Source organism: Paenarthrobacter sp. YJN-5 (genome assembly GCF_015040095.1).
Taxonomy (GTDB): domain Bacteria; phylum Actinomycetota; class Actinomycetes; order Actinomycetales; family Micrococcaceae; genus Arthrobacter; species Arthrobacter ureafaciens.
Map to the genome: position 1 here is coordinate 3,470,615 of NZ_CP053544.1, position 15,272 is coordinate 3,485,886.

Annotated in this window: 11 protein-coding genes; 2 read left to right on the forward strand and 9 right to left on the reverse strand. The window is 63.8% G+C overall.

The window, feature by feature from the left end; all coding sequences use genetic code 11:
* Positions 1–316: 316 nt before the first annotated feature.
* Positions 317–2,560 (forward strand): hypothetical protein, encoded by a 2,244-nt coding sequence (locus HMI59_RS16090; protein ID WP_193591867.1) that lies wholly within the window; start codon positions 317–319, stop codon positions 2,558–2,560.
* Positions 2,561–2,680: 120 nt separating this feature from the next.
* Here the strand turns inward: HMI59_RS16090 and HMI59_RS16095 are convergent, their stop codons facing one another.
* On the reverse strand, positions 2,681–3,133 hold the full coding sequence (locus tag HMI59_RS16095; protein ID WP_193591868.1) for a nucleoside deaminase: 453 nt from the start codon (positions 3,131–3,133) through the stop codon (positions 2,681–2,683).
* Between the two features lie 97 nt (positions 3,134–3,230).
* On the opposite strand from HMI59_RS16095, the gene HMI59_RS16100 reads away from it, so the two are divergent.
* Positions 3,231–6,809, forward strand: a complete 3,579-nt coding sequence (locus HMI59_RS16100) for a TM0106 family RecB-like putative nuclease (protein WP_193591869.1) — start codon at positions 3,231–3,233, stop codon at positions 6,807–6,809.
* 76 nt (positions 6,810–6,885) lie between these two features.
* On the opposite strand, the gene HMI59_RS16105 is transcribed toward HMI59_RS16100, so the two are convergent.
* From HMI59_RS16105 to HMI59_RS16140, 8 genes are all read right to left on the reverse strand, one after another.
* The gene (locus tag HMI59_RS16105) at positions 6,886–7,659 is read right to left on the reverse strand and encodes a triose-phosphate isomerase family protein (protein ID WP_166187415.1); all 774 of its coding nucleotides are present in this window, start codon (positions 7,657–7,659) and stop codon (positions 6,886–6,888) included.
* The gene (locus HMI59_RS16110; protein WP_062095497.1) at positions 7,656–9,005 is read right to left on the reverse strand and encodes an MFS transporter; all 1,350 of its coding nucleotides are present in this window, start codon (positions 9,003–9,005) and stop codon (positions 7,656–7,658) included. The genes HMI59_RS16105 and HMI59_RS16110 overlap by 4 nt, the downstream gene beginning before the upstream one ends.
* Positions 9,006–9,156: 151 nt before the next feature.
* Entirely contained in the window at positions 9,157–9,921 is a 765-nt protein-coding gene (locus HMI59_RS16115; RefSeq protein ID WP_021472736.1) for an SDR family NAD(P)-dependent oxidoreductase, read from the reverse strand.
* A gap of 20 nt (positions 9,922–9,941) precedes the next feature.
* Positions 9,942–10,934: a 3-hydroxyacyl-CoA dehydrogenase family protein gene (locus HMI59_RS16120; protein ID WP_021472737.1), complete on the reverse strand. Its 993-nt coding sequence runs from the start codon at positions 10,932–10,934 to the stop codon at positions 9,942–9,944.
* Between the two features lie 2 nt (positions 10,935–10,936).
* Positions 10,937–11,419 (reverse strand): ribose-5-phosphate isomerase, encoded by a 483-nt coding sequence (locus tag HMI59_RS16125; RefSeq protein ID WP_193591870.1) that lies wholly within the window; start codon positions 11,417–11,419, stop codon positions 10,937–10,939.
* Positions 11,416–13,167 (reverse strand): dihydroxyacetone kinase subunit DhaL, encoded by a 1,752-nt coding sequence (gene dhaL, locus HMI59_RS16130; RefSeq protein WP_193591871.1) that lies wholly within the window; start codon positions 13,165–13,167, stop codon positions 11,416–11,418. The genes HMI59_RS16125 and dhaL overlap by 4 nt, the downstream gene beginning before the upstream one ends.
* A 2-nt stretch (positions 13,168–13,169) precedes the next feature.
* A complete protein-coding gene (locus HMI59_RS16135) occupies positions 13,170–14,174 on the reverse strand; it encodes a sugar phosphate isomerase/epimerase (protein ID WP_193591872.1) in 1,005 nt (334 codons plus the stop codon).
* A 269-nt stretch (positions 14,175–14,443) separates the two neighbouring features.
* On the reverse strand, positions 14,444–15,142 hold the full coding sequence (locus HMI59_RS16140; protein WP_021472741.1) for a GntR family transcriptional regulator: 699 nt from the start codon (positions 15,140–15,142) through the stop codon (positions 14,444–14,446).
* Between the last annotated feature and the right edge of the window lie 130 nt (positions 15,143–15,272).

The window sequence follows — 15,272 nt, forward strand, 5'->3', positions numbered from 1 at the left end:
CACTTTCGGTACGCTTTTGACATACAATCATCCAGCCTCAGCATGCGACTGCCGCTCAAACCCCACCCCCGGACAGACGGCTCATCGAAGTTTGCTCCAGTCTATTCAAATAATCCATTCGCTGGAGTATCATCCGTTGTGGGTTATTCACGGCTTCCGGGCACGGCCATTCAACCTCCTCAGGACTCCCCACTCGCACCGCCTGCCCCCGAGCCGTCAAGCCGTCACCGTCCGCCCCGGACCGGCCCACAGGCCGCGTTCGCCGCGAACGGCTTGGGCAAATATTGATTGCTTGCAGCGCGAGAAAGATCCTCCCATGGACACCCCCAACGTCCCCAGCACCCTCCTTGACCCTGTCCCCCACCACCCCTCAGCCATTCCGTTCCCTCCCGCACCCGGGCCGTCTCCCGCCTCGTTCCCCTGGCCATCGGAGGACTGGTGGCGCTGTTGGCGGACCGCCGCCATCAGCGGCAGGTATGAAGGCAACCAGGCCGTCACCGGGCCTGTTGGCAGCGCAGTTGAACTAAGGCTCGACGTCGATCCCCGCCAAGGCGTCGAATCTCCCGTACTGAACAAAGTCAGCGGGGACTTCTTCAGTACCAGGACTGTGAAAGTCGGCGGGCTCACCCAGGTAGTGAAGACGTACGTCGAATCATGGATCGTCGATGCTCCGGTGGTGACCATCAACAAGTCCGATGCCCACATCACCGGCACTGTGCGCTTCTGGAAAGGCACCCACCCGGTGACCTCAGTGGAGGTTATTGTCTCCTGGTCGAACGGCGCCATCACCGGTGCGGTTGCCACGTTCACGGGCGGGGGCGTCGCGGGGGCACCGTATGCCTGCAAGTACCGCTCTGATTGCTTCAGGGACGTGAACCTTGAACTGGACTATTGCCAGTCGGTGGATATCGAACCGAAAGTGCCCGTCTATAACAGCCACGGGCACAACAACAGGCCGGCCGATCTGGCCGAACGGACGCTGACGATCGAGTCGTCCTATAAAGACGCCGGAATTGCGGTCACCATCGACGCCGTCCACACCGTCATTGACGACAGCGCTCCCGGTTTCGCTTCGTGGAGCGTCGGTGAGCTGCACGACGCCATGGAGACCTCCTTCGGCAAGTACAACTCCGGCTGGCCCGCGTGGAACCTCTGGGGTGTGCAGGCAGGGCTGTTCGACTCCGCAGGCGTGGGTGGCATCATGTTCGACGCCGCTGCCGGGTTTGGCGGCGCAGGCCGGGGACCCGATCGCCAGGGTTTCGCCGTTTTCCGCAACCACACGTGGTTCACCAACCTCGTCAGCAATCCCGCCACCCAGGACGAGGCGTGGGCCATGCGCCATTTCCTCTATACCTGGGTCCACGAGGCCGGACACGCCTTCAATTTCCTGCACGCGTGGGATAAAGCGCGCCCGGATTCCCTGTCCTGGATGAACTACGACTGGAAATACGATCAGCGCAACGGCGCCGATGCGTTTTGGGGCAACTTCCGGTTCCGTTTCGACGACGACGAACTGCTCCACATCCGCCACGGCGACCGCGCCGCCGTCATCATGGGCGGTGACCCTTGGGCCTCCGGCGGCCACCTGGAATCTCCCCCGGGCGCCATGACCGTGTCCGGGCCGGGAAGCGACATCGAGCTGACTCTTTCGGCCAAGGACTACTTCGACTACATGGAACCTGTAGCCGTCGAGTTCCGGTTGCGGAACACGGGCGACACCCCGGTACTGGTGGACTCGCGGTTGGATCCCCGGTACGGGAACACCAGCGTCTACGTCCAGAAGCCCGACGGGACCGTAGTGCTGCACGAATCGGTTGTCTGCTTCTATGGCCTACCGGAACTGGTGACCCTCGCGCCGGCGCCGACCGATGGCGGAAGCGACGGCAGCGACCGTTACAGCGAGCTGGTGCAGTTGGCGTACGGGACGGTCGGCTTCGTCTTCGACCAGCCGGGCCAGTATTTGGTCCGGGCCGTGTACAGCACCGACGGCGTCGTCCAAGCCTCCAACACCTTGCCTTTGCGGGTCGGTTTCCCCGTCTCCAAGGAGGAGGACCGCTTTGCTCCGGAGTTCTTCACCCGCGAGGTTGGGCTCACCCTCGCGTTCGAGGGTTCCATGTCGCCGTACCTGAGCCGGGGCCTGGATGCCTTGACCGAGGCAGCCGAGCGCTTCAGCGGCGCGCCTTTGGGCGTAAAGGCGGCCACCGCCGTCGCGCAGTCCGTGGGCGATGACTTCTACCGCAGGCAAAAGGACAAGATGGTGAAGCATCACAGCGCGGACCCGCAGAGGGCACTCAGCCTGACCGAACCGGTCCTCGCCAGTTACCAGCAGGAGGGCGGCCGGAGCAGCAACCTGGCCTACCGGAAGCTGGTGGAGCTGCGCACTGACCTGCACGCGAAGTCCGATGACGCCGCGGCTGCGAAGTCGGAGGTGGAAACCCTCGCCAAGGACTTGGGCAGCCGCGGCGCACATGCCTCCGTTGTGGCCCAGGTCAAGGAACTCATCCCTTCAGCCCCGGCGGCCCGTTCCCGCCGGTCGGCTCCGAGGAAGCCCGCCAAATAGCCGTCGGATGACTCTTTGACGTACGGCTCCCAGCAGCCGGCGACGGCGGCACCCCGCCCTTGGTGCCGCCGTCGCTCTTTCTTTGCGCTTTGCTGAATTCCCTTGCTGTACGCCGGTGACCTATTCGGCGATGTCCTCGGCCCAGAGCTCGGGATGCTCTTCCTGGAACGTGCGCATCATGTCGACGCAACGGGGATCGTCCAACACCACCACCTCCACGCCGCGGGAACGGAGGAGGTCGAATTCGCCAGGAAAGGTCTCCGCTTCGCCCACCACAACGCGCGGAATCTTGAACTGGATGATGGTTCCGGTGCACATCGCGCACGGCGCAAGAGTGGTGTAAAGCGTGGTGTCCCTATAGCTCTTCTGGCGGCCCGCGGCCCTAAGGGCCGACATCTCGCCGTGGGCGATCGGATCGCCGTTTTGCACCCGCTCGTTGTGGCCGCTGGCAATGATCTCTCCGTCACGGGCCAACGCTGCGCCGATAGGGATGCCGCCTTCCCTCAGGCTCTTCTGCGCGGCTTGGTAGGCAGCTTCGAATGCTGCGTCGATGGCATGTGGCGATTCAGTCATGGGGGCAGTCTAGAACGGCCACACGCTAAATTGTCCGAGCCCGCTGATAGCTTGGCTGCAAGGGTTTCAGCTTTGCTCGGCGTTAGGAGTAGGTACCGTGTTCTTCCTCGATCCGGAGGCAGCGGGCGCACCGCAGGACCTGGTCTTTTCGGCCAGCGACCTCGTCATTGCTGCAACCTGCGAGTACCAGCTGCTCCGCAAACTCGACGAGAAACTTGGTCGCTCCCCGGTTGCTTCCTTTACCCCTGACGCCATGCTGGAAAGGACCGCCAAGCTGGGGGATGTCCACGAGCACAGGGTTTTGGACGACTTTATTGCCGAGTTCGGACCCTGGGACGCGGAGACGGGAAGAGGCGTTTACGACGTCGAACCCGCCACCACGATGGACCGCGCCACCCTGACCGCCAAGCATGCTGAATCAATCACGGCGCTCCGTTCCGGTGCGGACGTCGTTTTTCAGGCGGCGTTCTTCGACGGTACGTTCCACGGCAGATCGGACTTCCTCGTCCGGAAACCCGGCGGCGAGTACGCGGTTTTTGACACCAAGCTGGCCCGTCATGCCAAAGTCACTGCACTCCTTCAGTTGGCGGCCTACGGGGACCAACTCCTTCAGGCCGGCATCACCCCCGATCCCGTGGTCACGCTGGTCCTCGGCAACCGCGAGCACAGCGACCACCCCTTGTCACAGATCCTGCCGGTCTTCAAAGAACGCCGCAGCCGATTCCTGGATCTGACCGCTACCCACATCGCGGAGTCCGGGCCTGTGGCGTGGGGCGACTCCCGCTTCACCGCATGCGGACGGTGCGATTACTGTGCGGAGCAAGTCCAGCTTCACCGGGACCTGCTGATGGTGGCAGGCATGAGGATCAGCCGCCGGAAGAAACTGATCGAATCAGGCGTCACCACCATCGACCAACTGGCCGTCCTGCCTGTTGAAGACGACCACACCCTGTTGCGGCTGCGCGAGCAGGCCCGGCTTCAGACCGGCGTCGGCTCCGCTGACGGAACGGTCAATTACACGGACAAAGCAGGCGAGGCCAAGTCCGTCAGCTACAACATCCTGCCGGACAACACGCTGGGCAGGCTCCCTGCACCTGATCCGGGCGACATCTTCTTCGACTTCGAGGGTGATCCCCTGTGGCAGGATCCAGTAACCGGCAAGTGGGGGCTGGAGTACCTCTTCGGCGTCATCGAAAACCCCCAGGAGCCGGGAGCCACGGCGGTTTTCCGGCCCTTCTGGGCGCATTCACGGTCCGAAGAGGGACAGGCCTTCGTTGACTTCCTGGACTACGTGGCCAAGCGCCGCGCCCAGTTCCCGGGCATGCACATCTACCACTATGCGGCCTACGAGAAAACGGCCCTCCGCAATCTTTCCCTTACTCACGTGCTGGGAGAATCCGCCGTTGACGATCTCCTGCGGCAGGGCGTGCTGGTGGACCTTTACGACACCGTCCGCCATAGCCTCCGGGTGTCCGAGAACTCCTACAGCATCAAGAAACTGGAGCCCTTGTACATGGGCCGGCACCTCCGCTCCGGCCAGGTCACCGACGCGGGTGCATCGGTGGTGGCCTATGCGGATTACTGCACGGCAAGGGATACGGGCCAAGTCGACCAAGCCGCGGCCATCCTTGAAAGCATCCGTGACTACAACGAATACGACTGCCTCTCCACGTTGGAGCTACGGAACTGGTTGCTGGCACGTGGTGCGGAGCGGGGCATTGTTCCCGGTGCTTCTGCTGCCGCGGCCGGGGAGGCGCCGGCAGGAGAGGCCCAGCCCGCGCCGGATCCGGAAAAGTATCAAGCGGCGCCGGAGGAACAGGCGCTGTTCGACTACCTGGACGGTTTGCCCGAGGACCAGCGTGCTTCGGCCGATGCAAAGGCCATTGGCATCGTGGCGGCAGGAGTCGGGTATCACCGCCGCGAGGACAAGCAGTACTGGTGGGGGCATTTTGATCGCCTCGAGAAGCCCACCTCGCAGTGGGACGACGCGCGCGATCTCTTCATTGTGGAGCACGGCGAGGTGCTGCAGGACTGGGCCAAGCCAAGTCCCCGGAGTAATCCGGCGCGGATCCTGAAATTGGTGGGCCGTTCAGGTGACGGGGCAGGGCTGGAGGTTGGCAAGAAGTACTTCAGAATGTACGGGCCGCCGTTGCCGGATGCGTTGGTCGGAAAGGAGTCGTCCGTTCTGGGCCGGAGTGGGTGGGACGGCACAGAGGTCGTGGAGACCGGCGAGGAAGACGACTTCGAGTTCGTCATCGTCAAGGAAGGGCTGCGGAATGATTCTTCCGAGTTCCAGCAACTCCCCATGGCCCTCACTCCCAGCCAGCCCATCTTCACTACAGGACAAAGGGCTGCACTGGCCGCCCTCGCCACTCGGCTGCGGGACTCCCTGCCGGACTGGCCGGACCACCCTGCCCTGGACATGATCCGCAGGAACCCGCCCAGGCTCCGCACGTTGAGCGCGCTGCCGCCGGTATCCCCCGGCCCGGACGGATACATCGAAGCGATCACGGCTGCGGTCAAGGACCTGGACAACTCATACCTGGCCGTGCAGGGTCCTCCGGGCAGCGGGAAGACCCACGTTGGTGCACACGTCCTGGCACGGCTGGTGGACGAGGGCTGGAAAGTCGGAGTAGTGGCACAGTCCCATGCCGTGGTGGAAAACATGCTGTGCGCTGCCGTGGAGAAGGCCGGCGTGGACCCACTGCGGGTAGCCAAGGAGGTCAAACATGGCGAGCCTGTGCCGTGGGAGGGCTGCGGTAAGGCAGATGTCACCGACATCCTGGCCAAGCCCGGTGGCGCCCTGATTGGTGGCACGGCCTGGGCCATGGTGGGCAAAGAGGTCCCGCCGGGGTCCTTGGACTTGCTGGTCATTGACGAAGCCGGGCAGTTCTCGCTCGCCAACACCATGGCCGTCAGCCGGGCCACCAAGCGGCTTCTGCTTCTGGGAGATCCACAGCAACTTCCGCAGGTTACCCAAGGAACACATCCGGAACCCGTGAACGAGTCGGCACTCGGCTGGCTCTCGGACGGCCACAACACCTTGCCGGCCGAGCTTGGGTACTTTCTGGCCCTGTCCTGGCGCATGCATCCGGCGCTGTGCCAGGCCGTGTCCGAGCTCTCCTATGATGGCCGGCTTCGGGCTGCGGAGGCGGCATCGGCACGCACCTTGGAAGGCGCCGCTCCGGGGGTCGCGTGTGTCTACGTGGAGCACTCCGGCAATTCGACCTCGTCCCGGGAGGAAGCACAGGAAGTAGTCCACCAAGTCCAGGCCCACCTCGGCCTGGACTGGCGTGATCCTTCCGAGCAGGAAGGATCCCCCCGCCCGCTCCAGGAGACGGACATTTTGGTGGTTGCTGCCTATAACGCCCAGGTCCAGCTGATCAAGCACCACCTTCGCGAGGCTGGACTCGGCAAGGTCCGGGTAGGCACCGTGGACAAGTTCCAAGGCCAGGAAGCGCCGGTGGTGGTCGTCTCCATGGCCGCCTCCGCCGCGGGGGAAGTACCCCGGGGAATGGAGTTTCTCCTGTCACGCAACCGGATCAATGTGGCGGTCTCCCGCGGCAAGTGGCGTGCCGTCGTCGTGCGTTCGCCCGAACTGACCAACTACCTCCCGACGCATCCGGAGGGACTTGAGAACCTGGGCGGTTTCGTTGCCCTCTGCTCCCCCGAATAGCCCGCTCCCCCCAAAGTAGATGGCAGTAGGGGTTGTTCTGAGCGTCCAGAACAACCCCTACTGCCAGTTAGTTGATTCAGTTGGTCAGGGCCAGGGCCTCGTCCAGCACGCTTCCAAAGTTCGCGGGATCGTGCGCGAATCGGCCCAGGAAGAGCCCGGAAACACCCGAAAGCTGCGGGAGGAGCCCAGGCTTGGCCGAGCCGCCATAGATGATGGGCAGCCCCGCCAAACCATGCTCAGCCAGCAGCGCCCGCACACCGGCCACTACCTCGGAAACGTAGTTCGCCGAAGCCGGCTCCGCGGCGCCGATGGCCCAGACGGGCTCGTAGGCCACAACGATCCTGCCAGCCACAACCCAGTCTCCGGAAACCGCCGCTGCAATCTGTTCGAAAACGGTCTTCGCTGCGCCGCCGGGCTCTGCCAGCTCCGTCTCACCCACGCACAGCAAAGGCGCCACGCCATGATCGACGGCGGCCCGGACCTTCAAGGCGATGGCGGCATCGTCTTCGGCAAAGTGCTTGCGCCGCTCCGCGTGCCCGATCTCCACCATTCCCACGCCCAGTTCGGCCAACATCGACGGGGACACTTCGCCGGTCCAGGGACCGTCAGCCCAGCCGCAGTCCTGCGCGCCCAGAACCACGGGGGTGCCTTCGAGCTGCTGCGCAGCGGTGGGAAGGACCGGGAATGAAGGGATGACAAACGGGACAACCCGCCCGGCCGCGAGGGCCGGACGGGCGTCCACTTCCTTGATCAGTCGCTCAAGCCACGCCAATGTTTGCGCGTAGCCCATGTACATCTTGGTGCTGACACCGATGTACAGAGCGCCGGAGGAGGCGTTGGAAAGGCTCACTTACCCAGCAATTCGTCGGCCTTGTTGTTGAAACGCTTGGTGCCGAACATCATGATGGCTGCCAGGAACGGCAGGACACCCAGCGCGTAGACACCCATGGTTCCGGTGTCCGAGGCCGTGACCTCGTTGACCGTGGTGCGCAGGATCGGTGCTACGAAGCCACCGAGGTTGCCCAGGGAGTTGATGAGGCCGATGCCTGCAGCTGCGGCGGTACCGGTGAGGAACGCGGTCGGGTAGGACCAGGAGATCGGGCCGATGGAGAGGAAGCTGCAGACTGCGAGGGTGATGAAGATGATGCCCAAAGCAGGCTGCTGATTGGCCCCCGCCCACGCGGATCCGAAGATGCACAGGCCAGTGGAAACGAACAGTGCCGTCCCCCAGCGCCGACGGCGGACCACGCTGTTGGCTGCCTTACCGATGAGGTAGCAAGCAAAGATGCCGAAGAACCACGGGATGGCGGACAGGAGACCAACTGCCAGCCCCACCTTCTGGCCCGTCAACTGGGCAACCTGCTGCGGGAGGTAGAAGGTCACACCGTACACCGCGATCTGCAGGCAGAAGTAGATAACGGTGAAGTACCAGACGCGGCCGTTCTTCATGGAGGCGAGGACGCCGCGGGGACCGGACTCTTCCTTGACCGTGTCTTCCAGTGCCATGACATCGCTCAGGGCGGTCTTTTCTTCCTTGGTAAGGAACTTGGCCTCCTGCGGGCTGTTGATCAGGAAGAAGAAAGCTGCAATACCTGCAAGGACTGCGAGCATGCCTTCAACGAAGAACATGACCTGCCAGCCTTCTACACCGGGAACCTGGTCGCCGATGTTAATGAGCCAACCGGACAGCGGAGCGCCCATCATCTGGGAGAACGGCTGTGCCAGGTAGAAGATGGCGAACATCTTCACGCGGACCTTGTTGGGGAACCAGGCGGCGAGGAACATGATGACGCCCGGGAAAAGGCCGGCTTCGGTAACGCCCAGCAGGAACCGGAGGATGATGAACGAGGTCTCACCCTGCACGAACGCGAAGCAGGCCGAAACGATGCCCCACGTGATGGCGATGCGGGCAAGCCACACTTTGGCGCCGAACTTGGTCAGCAACAGGTTGGAAGGGATCTCGAACAGCGCGTAGCCGATGAAGAAGATGCCTGCGCCCAGTGCGTACGCGCCGGCGGTGATGCCCCTGTCCACTTCCAGCGCAGCTTCTGCGAAGCCCACGTTGGTGCGGTCAAGGAAAGCGACAATGTACAAGATGACCAACATGGGCATCAGTCGCTTCGAAGCCTTGGAAATAGCCGACTTAAGTACCGGCGAATCCAGCAACTCCTTAGTGGAAGTTGAGGCAACGGACATGGAAACTCCTCTTTGAGTAGTCAGTTGGGGGGTGATAACCGGAGCGGGTTATCAGCGTGTGAAAGCAATCAGGAATACGCCCACGGCGCAGGCAAGGATGCCCACGGCGAGGTAGATCTTGCGTTCTTTGGTCCAGGTCCTCATGCCGGGCCTAGTGCATGTACAGCCCGCCATCCACATTCAGCGTCTGGCCGGAGATGTATCCGGAGTCCTCGCTGATGAGGAAGGCGATGGCTGCTGCGATGTCGCGGGTGCTGCCCACGCGGTTCACTACAAGGTCCTGGGTCAGTTCGGCCTTGCGTTCCTCGCTCAGGGTTCCACCCATGATGTCGGTGTCGATCGGGCCGGGCGAGATCGCGTTCACCGTGATGTCGTACGGACCAAGCTCGCGCGCCGTGGCACGCGTCAGGCCGATCACTCCGGCCTTCGCCACCGAGTAGGGGGTCTTGGAGAACGTTCCGCCGCCGCGCTGTGCGGATACGGAGGAGATGTTGACGATGCGGCCGATCTTGTTCTTGACCATGGACTCGGCAACGCGGCGGGTGGCGTAGTGCACGCCGTTGAGGTTGATGCTCAGGACGCGGTCCCATTCGGCCGGTTCCAGCTCGAGGTAGCCGATGGGCGAGCTGACGCCGGCCACGTTGGCCAGGGCAACGATCTGGGGCAGTTCAGCCTCGAGTTCGTCGATGGCTGCACGGACCTCGGCTTCGCTGGCCACGTTGGCGCCAACGCCGTGGGCCTTGACACCGAATTCGGCGGCAACTTCCTTGGCGGCTGCCTTGCAGGCGGCATCATCAAGGTCGATGATGCCGATGTTCCAGCCCTGTGCGGCCAGGTAGTTCACGGTTGCGCGGCCGATGCCGCGTTCGGAGACAGCGCCGGTGACGATGGCGGTGCGCTCAGCGGGGAAAGTCATGTGATTTCTCCTTGGTGGAATCAGTTGATGGGTGCCGGGCCAAGCTCTTCAATGAGCTTTTGCATGGCCACGTAAGCCTTGTTGCGGTACGCGATGAGTTCCGGGGTGCGCTCGGCGGGAACGTTGAGGAAGCCTGCGCCGGTCTTGGTGCCGAGCTTGCCGGCTTCCACGAGGTCGGTGAGGATCTTCGGCGTTGCGAAGCGTTCCGGGAAGCTGGTCTGCAGCGACTTGTAGCAGAAGTTGTAGACATCCAACCCGGCCATGTCGGCGATGGCGAACGGGCCAAAGAACGGCAGGCGGAAGCCGAACGTCGTACGCACCAGGGTGTCGACGTCGTCGGCGGTTGCGATGCCCTGCTCAACCAGCTGGGCTGCCTCGTGGAACAGCGCGTACTGCAGGCGGTTCAGAACGAAGCCGGTGACATCCTTGACGACGGCGGTCTGCTTGCCGGCGGCGTGCACCATTTCCTGCGATGCGGAAACCGTCGCGGCCGAAGTGCCTGCGTGCGGGATGACCTCGACGCCCGGGATGAACGGGGACGGGTTGGAGAAGTGCACGCCCAGGAAACGCTCCGGGTTGGTGACAGCCTCAGCCAGCGCGGCGATGGAGATGGTGGAGGTGTTGGAACCGATCAGGGCGTCCGGCTTTGCAGCAGCGCTGATCCGGGCCAGGGTCTGGTGCTTGATCTCCAGGACTTCCGGCACTGCCTCTTCGATGAAGTCGGCATCGGCCACGGCTTCCTCGATGTCCTTGGCAGCCCACAGGTTCTGCTTGAGGATCTCAGTGGAGCCCTCGGGGAACAGGCCGTCCTTGATGAACTGGTCCGATTCCTCCAGGAGACGGTCGAAGTTCTTCTGTGCCACCTCGGCGGAAACGTCCGCCAAGGCAACACGGGCGCCGCCGAGCGCCAGGACCTGGGCGATGCCGCCGCCCATGTAGCCGGAACCTACGACGGCGATCTTCCGTGCTGCGGTGTTCGGGGCACCGGCGGTGGAGGTGCTTGTCTCGGTCATGATCAGACTGCCTTCGTGTAGTCGGGCTCGTAGGAGCAGATGGCATCCACCTTGGCGGCGGAAGAAGAGTTTTCATCGAAGCGGTGGTCGAGCCATTCCCCCACGAGCTTCTTGGCAAGTTCCAAGCCAATCACGCGCTGGCCGAGGGTGAGGACCTGTGCGTTGTTGCTCAGGACGGAGCGCTCCACCGAGTAGCTGTCGTGCGCGGTGACTGCGCGGATGCCGGGAACCTTGTTCGCGGCGATGGCCACACCCAGTCCCGTGCCGCAGATCAGCAGGGCTCGGTCGGCTTCGCCGTCAGCTACCTTGCGGGCTGCGTCGACGGCCACGTGCGGGTAGGCGGTGGAGTCGTTGGCTCCCACGCCGACGTCGGTAACGGACTCGACGCGCGGATCTGCTTCGAGGAGGGCCACCAAGGCCTGCTTGTATTCGACGCCTGCTTCATCGTTGCCGACGACTATGCGCCAGCCTGCTGCTGTACTCATTCTATGGCTCCGTTTCCGGCCGGTGCCGAAGCGGCGGTGGCCAGTTGTGAATCAATGAACTGCGAGATGCGGTTGACTATCAGCCCGAAGGAGACAGCACCGGGGTCCGGGTGGCCAAGACTCTTCTCCGCGAGTGGACGTGCCCTGCCCTTGAGCGGACGGAGGTCCGCGGTTGCCGCGGCAGCGGACTCGGCAGCCGCAGCAGCTGCTGCCAGTGCCTCGTTAGCCGACGCTCCGCCGTCGAGCTCTGCGAGGAAAGTGTCCCGGAACGGCAGGAGGGCATCGACCATGGTCTTGTCCCCCGGTTCTGCCTTGCCGAGCTCCGTGATGGCGTTGGCGAACGCGGTCACTGCCGCGCGTGCGTCCGCGTCAGTGTAGGAGTCGCGGTTGCCGAGGGCCTGGCCAGCCGCGATGACCGCGGAACCCCACAGCGCGCCGGAGGTGCCGCCGGCCTTTTCGCTCCAGGCCTCGCCGGCAGCCAGCAGGATCCTGGCCACGGATGATCCCGACGCGGCCTCGCCTGCTGCGGCCGCAGCGTCCACGCCGCGGCGCATGCCTATACCATGGTCGCCGTCGCCGGCGATCGCGTCGAGCTTGCCGAGTTCTTCTTCATGCTCGACGACGACGTCCCTCACCTGGGCGAGCAAGGCAACTGCCTGCTGCCCGAGTTCAGCGGCAGCCGGTGTGGCCTGCTCGGTCTCGGTGGCTTCGGCGTCGTCCGCAATTGCCTGGGTGCGGGCAGCGCGCGGTGCCATGCTTCCCTTGCGGAACGCCGGGGTGTCGGCGGGAGCGGACCAGTACTGCTCCAGTTCCTCATCCAGCCACAGGAGCGTGAGCGAGAGTCCGGACATGTCCAGGCTGGTGACCAGCTCGCCGCACTCCGGCTCAACGACGGTGAGCCTCTCTGCGCTCAGCAGCTTCTCGATCTTGCCGAAGAGCAGGAAGAGTTCGTCGTACTTGACCGTGCCCAAGCCGTTGACGATTGCCACCACGCGGTCGCCGGCATCGTCGGGCTTGTCTGCCAGAAGCTTGGAGACCAGCAGTTCGGCGAGCTCGGACGCAGTGGGCATCGGGTGCTCGGAGATGCCGGGCTCGCCGTGGATACCCAGGCCAAGGGACATCTGGCCGGGCGGAACGTGGAACAGCGGTTCCTTGGCACCGGGCAGCGTGCAGCCGTCAAAAGCCACGCCCAGCGAACGGGTGCGGTAGTTGGTCTTGATGGCCAACCGTTCGACCTCGTCCAGGCTCAGGCCCGCTTCCGCGGCGGCACCGGCGATCTTGAAGACGGTAAGGTCTCCGGCGATACCCCGGCGCTTCTCCAGCTGGTCAATCGGGGCGCTGGCGATGTCATCGGTCACGGTGACGGTGCGGGTCTCAATGCCTTCTGCGTTGAGGCGAAGCTGTGCCTGGCCAAAGTGCAGCACATCGCCCGCGTAGTTGCCGTAGCTCAGCAGGACGCCGCCGCCGGCGTTTGCGGCTTTGGCTACGCGGTAAACCTGCCCGGCTGCGGGGGAAGCGAACATATTGCCGCAGGCTGAGCCGGCAGCCAGGCCCGGACCCACCAAACCGGCGAATGCCGGGTAGTGGCCGGAACCGCCGCCAACCACCAGTGCTACCTGGCCGGCGGGAACTTCGGTGGAACGGACCACGCCGCCGTCAACGCGGGCAACGTAGTTGCGGTTCGCAGCGACGAAGCCGTCCAAGGCGTCGTCGGCGAATTCTGCCGGGTTGTCGAAGATCTGCGTCATTCCTAGACTCCTGCGAACTGGGTAGATGCGGGCTGCCGGCGACCCTGGGCTACCTTGCTCCGGCCCAGTGCGTAGCCGTCGTTCTTGGGGAGGACGTGGCGGCGCAGGTAATCCTGGTTGCTGGCAGTGACGCTCAGGCCGTCTCCGCCGTAGTGCTCAACGCAGAGGATGCCCTGGAAGCCCACGGACAATGCGTACTTGAAGGCCTCGCGGTAGTTGATGAGGCCGCTTTCCATGGGGGCAGGCATGGTGATGTAGCTGTCGCGGGCAACATCCTCGTCGCGGATGTAGTTCTTCATGTGCCAGTAGTTGGAGTACGGCAGGGTCTTCTGGACAAGCTCGCGCCAGTCCTCGATGGGGCGGTGCAGGCGGATCAGGTTGCCAAGGTCGGGGTTCAGGCCGACGTTGTCCAGGCCGATGTCCTGGACCAGCTGCACGGAGGAATCGCCGGTGCCGAGGTAGGTGTCCTCGTACATCTCCAGGGAGACCAGAATGCCTGCTTCAGCGGCGTGCTTGCCGATTTCACGGATGCGGGAGACTGCGTTGCCCCACGCTTCCTTGTCGCCAACAGGATCCTTGTAGCCTTCCACGGTCCAGAACCACAACTGCTTCTGCTGTTCCGGGGTGATGGCCTGGTGGAGGCCGATGGAAACCACTTCGCAGCCAAGCTCTGCTGCGGCGTCAATGGTGCGGTGGCTGTAAGCCAGGTTGTCTTCCCAGTCGCGCTCGTGGATGACGCTGCGGCGGATCGCGGAGATCACCGGGATCCCGACGCCAACTTCGTCAGCGGTCTGCTTGAACTCGGCCAGGCGCTCCTTGCTCAGGTCGCCGGGACGGACCCAGCTGTCCGTGAGGTCTGCGTTGGCAAAACCGGCGTCCTTGACTTCCTGGAAGACCGAGGCCCAAACGGAAGCGTCGGCGTCGTTGACCTGCTGGCCCGAAGCATCCGTGCCCGGGAACTGCAGGAGGGCCGCGGTGATGGGCCAGTTTTCGGCGGTGTACGCCATGATGATCACTCCTTCGTGGAATCCTGTTTCCTATAGGATTTACGAATAAGTTAACGCTGTCAACCCTGAATGCGTAACTTCCTAGATCCTATATGTCATACAAATGTTTGTGAAGCCCGTCACGGGATCAGGAGAGCGGCGTCATAGGCGTCCTTGACGTGCGGAAACACGCGGCGTCAGGGCGCCTGGCGGCGTGCGGGCCCCGCAGAATCATGGACGCTGGAAAAATTCTTATGGCTTCCCCGGCCGCGGGCAGGGACTGAGGGACCTCAGTCTTCGGGCGCGTCAGCCATCGCACGGCCCCGCACGTTCTCTACGTGCTTGGTCATGGCTGTGGCAGCGGCTTCAGGATCGCCGCTGAGCAGCGCGTCAAGCACTGCCTGGTGTTCGGCGATCGCCTGTTCGGCGTCGGTAATGCCCACTCCACCGAACAGCCGGAACCGCTGGATCTGCCCGCCCAGGGTGTTGTAGGCCGCCAGGAGGAACTGGTTGCTGGCCTGGGCTGCAATCAGCTGGTGGAAACGTTCGTCGGCTTCGAGGTAGCTGCGGTACTCCGCAAAACTCCCACCGCGCGGAGCTGTCCGCAGGTCCTCGACGGCCTGCTTCAAGGCTGCGAGGCCGTCCGGCGTCATCCGCGAACAGGCCAGGCGGGCATTGACAGGCTCGATGGAAAGCCGGGCTTCCATTAATTCCGCGAAGTCCTCGCGGGTGAAAACGGGGGCCACCCGGTACCCCTTGAGCGCCACCCGACGGACCATCCCCGTATGCTCCAAACGTGCCAACGCTTCGCGTACGGGGGTAGGTGAGACTTCGAGTTCCCTGGCCATGCCGTCGATGCTCACAGCCGCTCCGGGCTCGAGCCGGCCATCCATCAACCACTCGAGCAGGGCCTCGTAAACGTGGTCGGCAAGGACCTGCCGGCTCACGGGAAGGCCGGTACGGACGGAGCTCGGGGAAGCTGCAGGCATGAGCAAATCCTATAGGAATGCTTCCCCGGAAGGGAGGAGGACGCCCGGACGCCCCCATTCTCCTGCTATTCCCCTGCTATTCCCCAGCCATTTCCCCAGCGTCACATTTCGTCCGCACGCCCCCAACTAG

What these genes read in the sequence shown, in the direction of transcription:
- HMI59_RS16090 (WP_193591867.1), top strand. Translation starts at nt 317, where the DNA reads ATGGACACCCCCAACGTCCCCAGCACCCTCCTTGACCCTGTCCCCCAC.
- HMI59_RS16095 (WP_193591868.1), bottom strand. Translation starts at nt 3,133, where the DNA reads ATGACTGAATCGCCACATGCCATCGACGCAGCATTCGAAGCTGCCTAC.
- HMI59_RS16110 (WP_062095497.1), bottom strand. Translation starts at nt 9,005, where the DNA reads ATGTCCGTTGCCTCAACTTCCACTAAGGAGTTGCTGGATTCGCCGGTA.
- HMI59_RS16115 (WP_021472736.1), bottom strand. Translation starts at nt 9,921, where the DNA reads ATGACTTTCCCCGCTGAGCGCACCGCCATCGTCACCGGCGCTGTCTCC.
- HMI59_RS16120 (WP_021472737.1), bottom strand. Translation starts at nt 10,934, where the DNA reads ATGACCGAGACAAGCACCTCCACCGCCGGTGCCCCGAACACCGCAGCA.
- HMI59_RS16125 (WP_193591870.1), bottom strand. Translation starts at nt 11,419, where the DNA reads ATGAGTACAGCAGCAGGCTGGCGCATAGTCGTCGGCAACGATGAAGCA.
- dhaL (WP_193591871.1), bottom strand. Translation starts at nt 13,167, where the DNA reads ATGACGCAGATCTTCGACAACCCGGCAGAATTCGCCGACGACGCCTTG.
- HMI59_RS16135 (WP_193591872.1), bottom strand. Translation starts at nt 14,174, where the DNA reads ATGGCGTACACCGCCGAAAACTGGCCCATCACCGCGGCCCTCCTGCAG.
- HMI59_RS16140 (WP_021472741.1), bottom strand. Translation starts at nt 15,142, where the DNA reads ATGCCTGCAGCTTCCCCGAGCTCCGTCCGTACCGGCCTTCCCGTGAGC.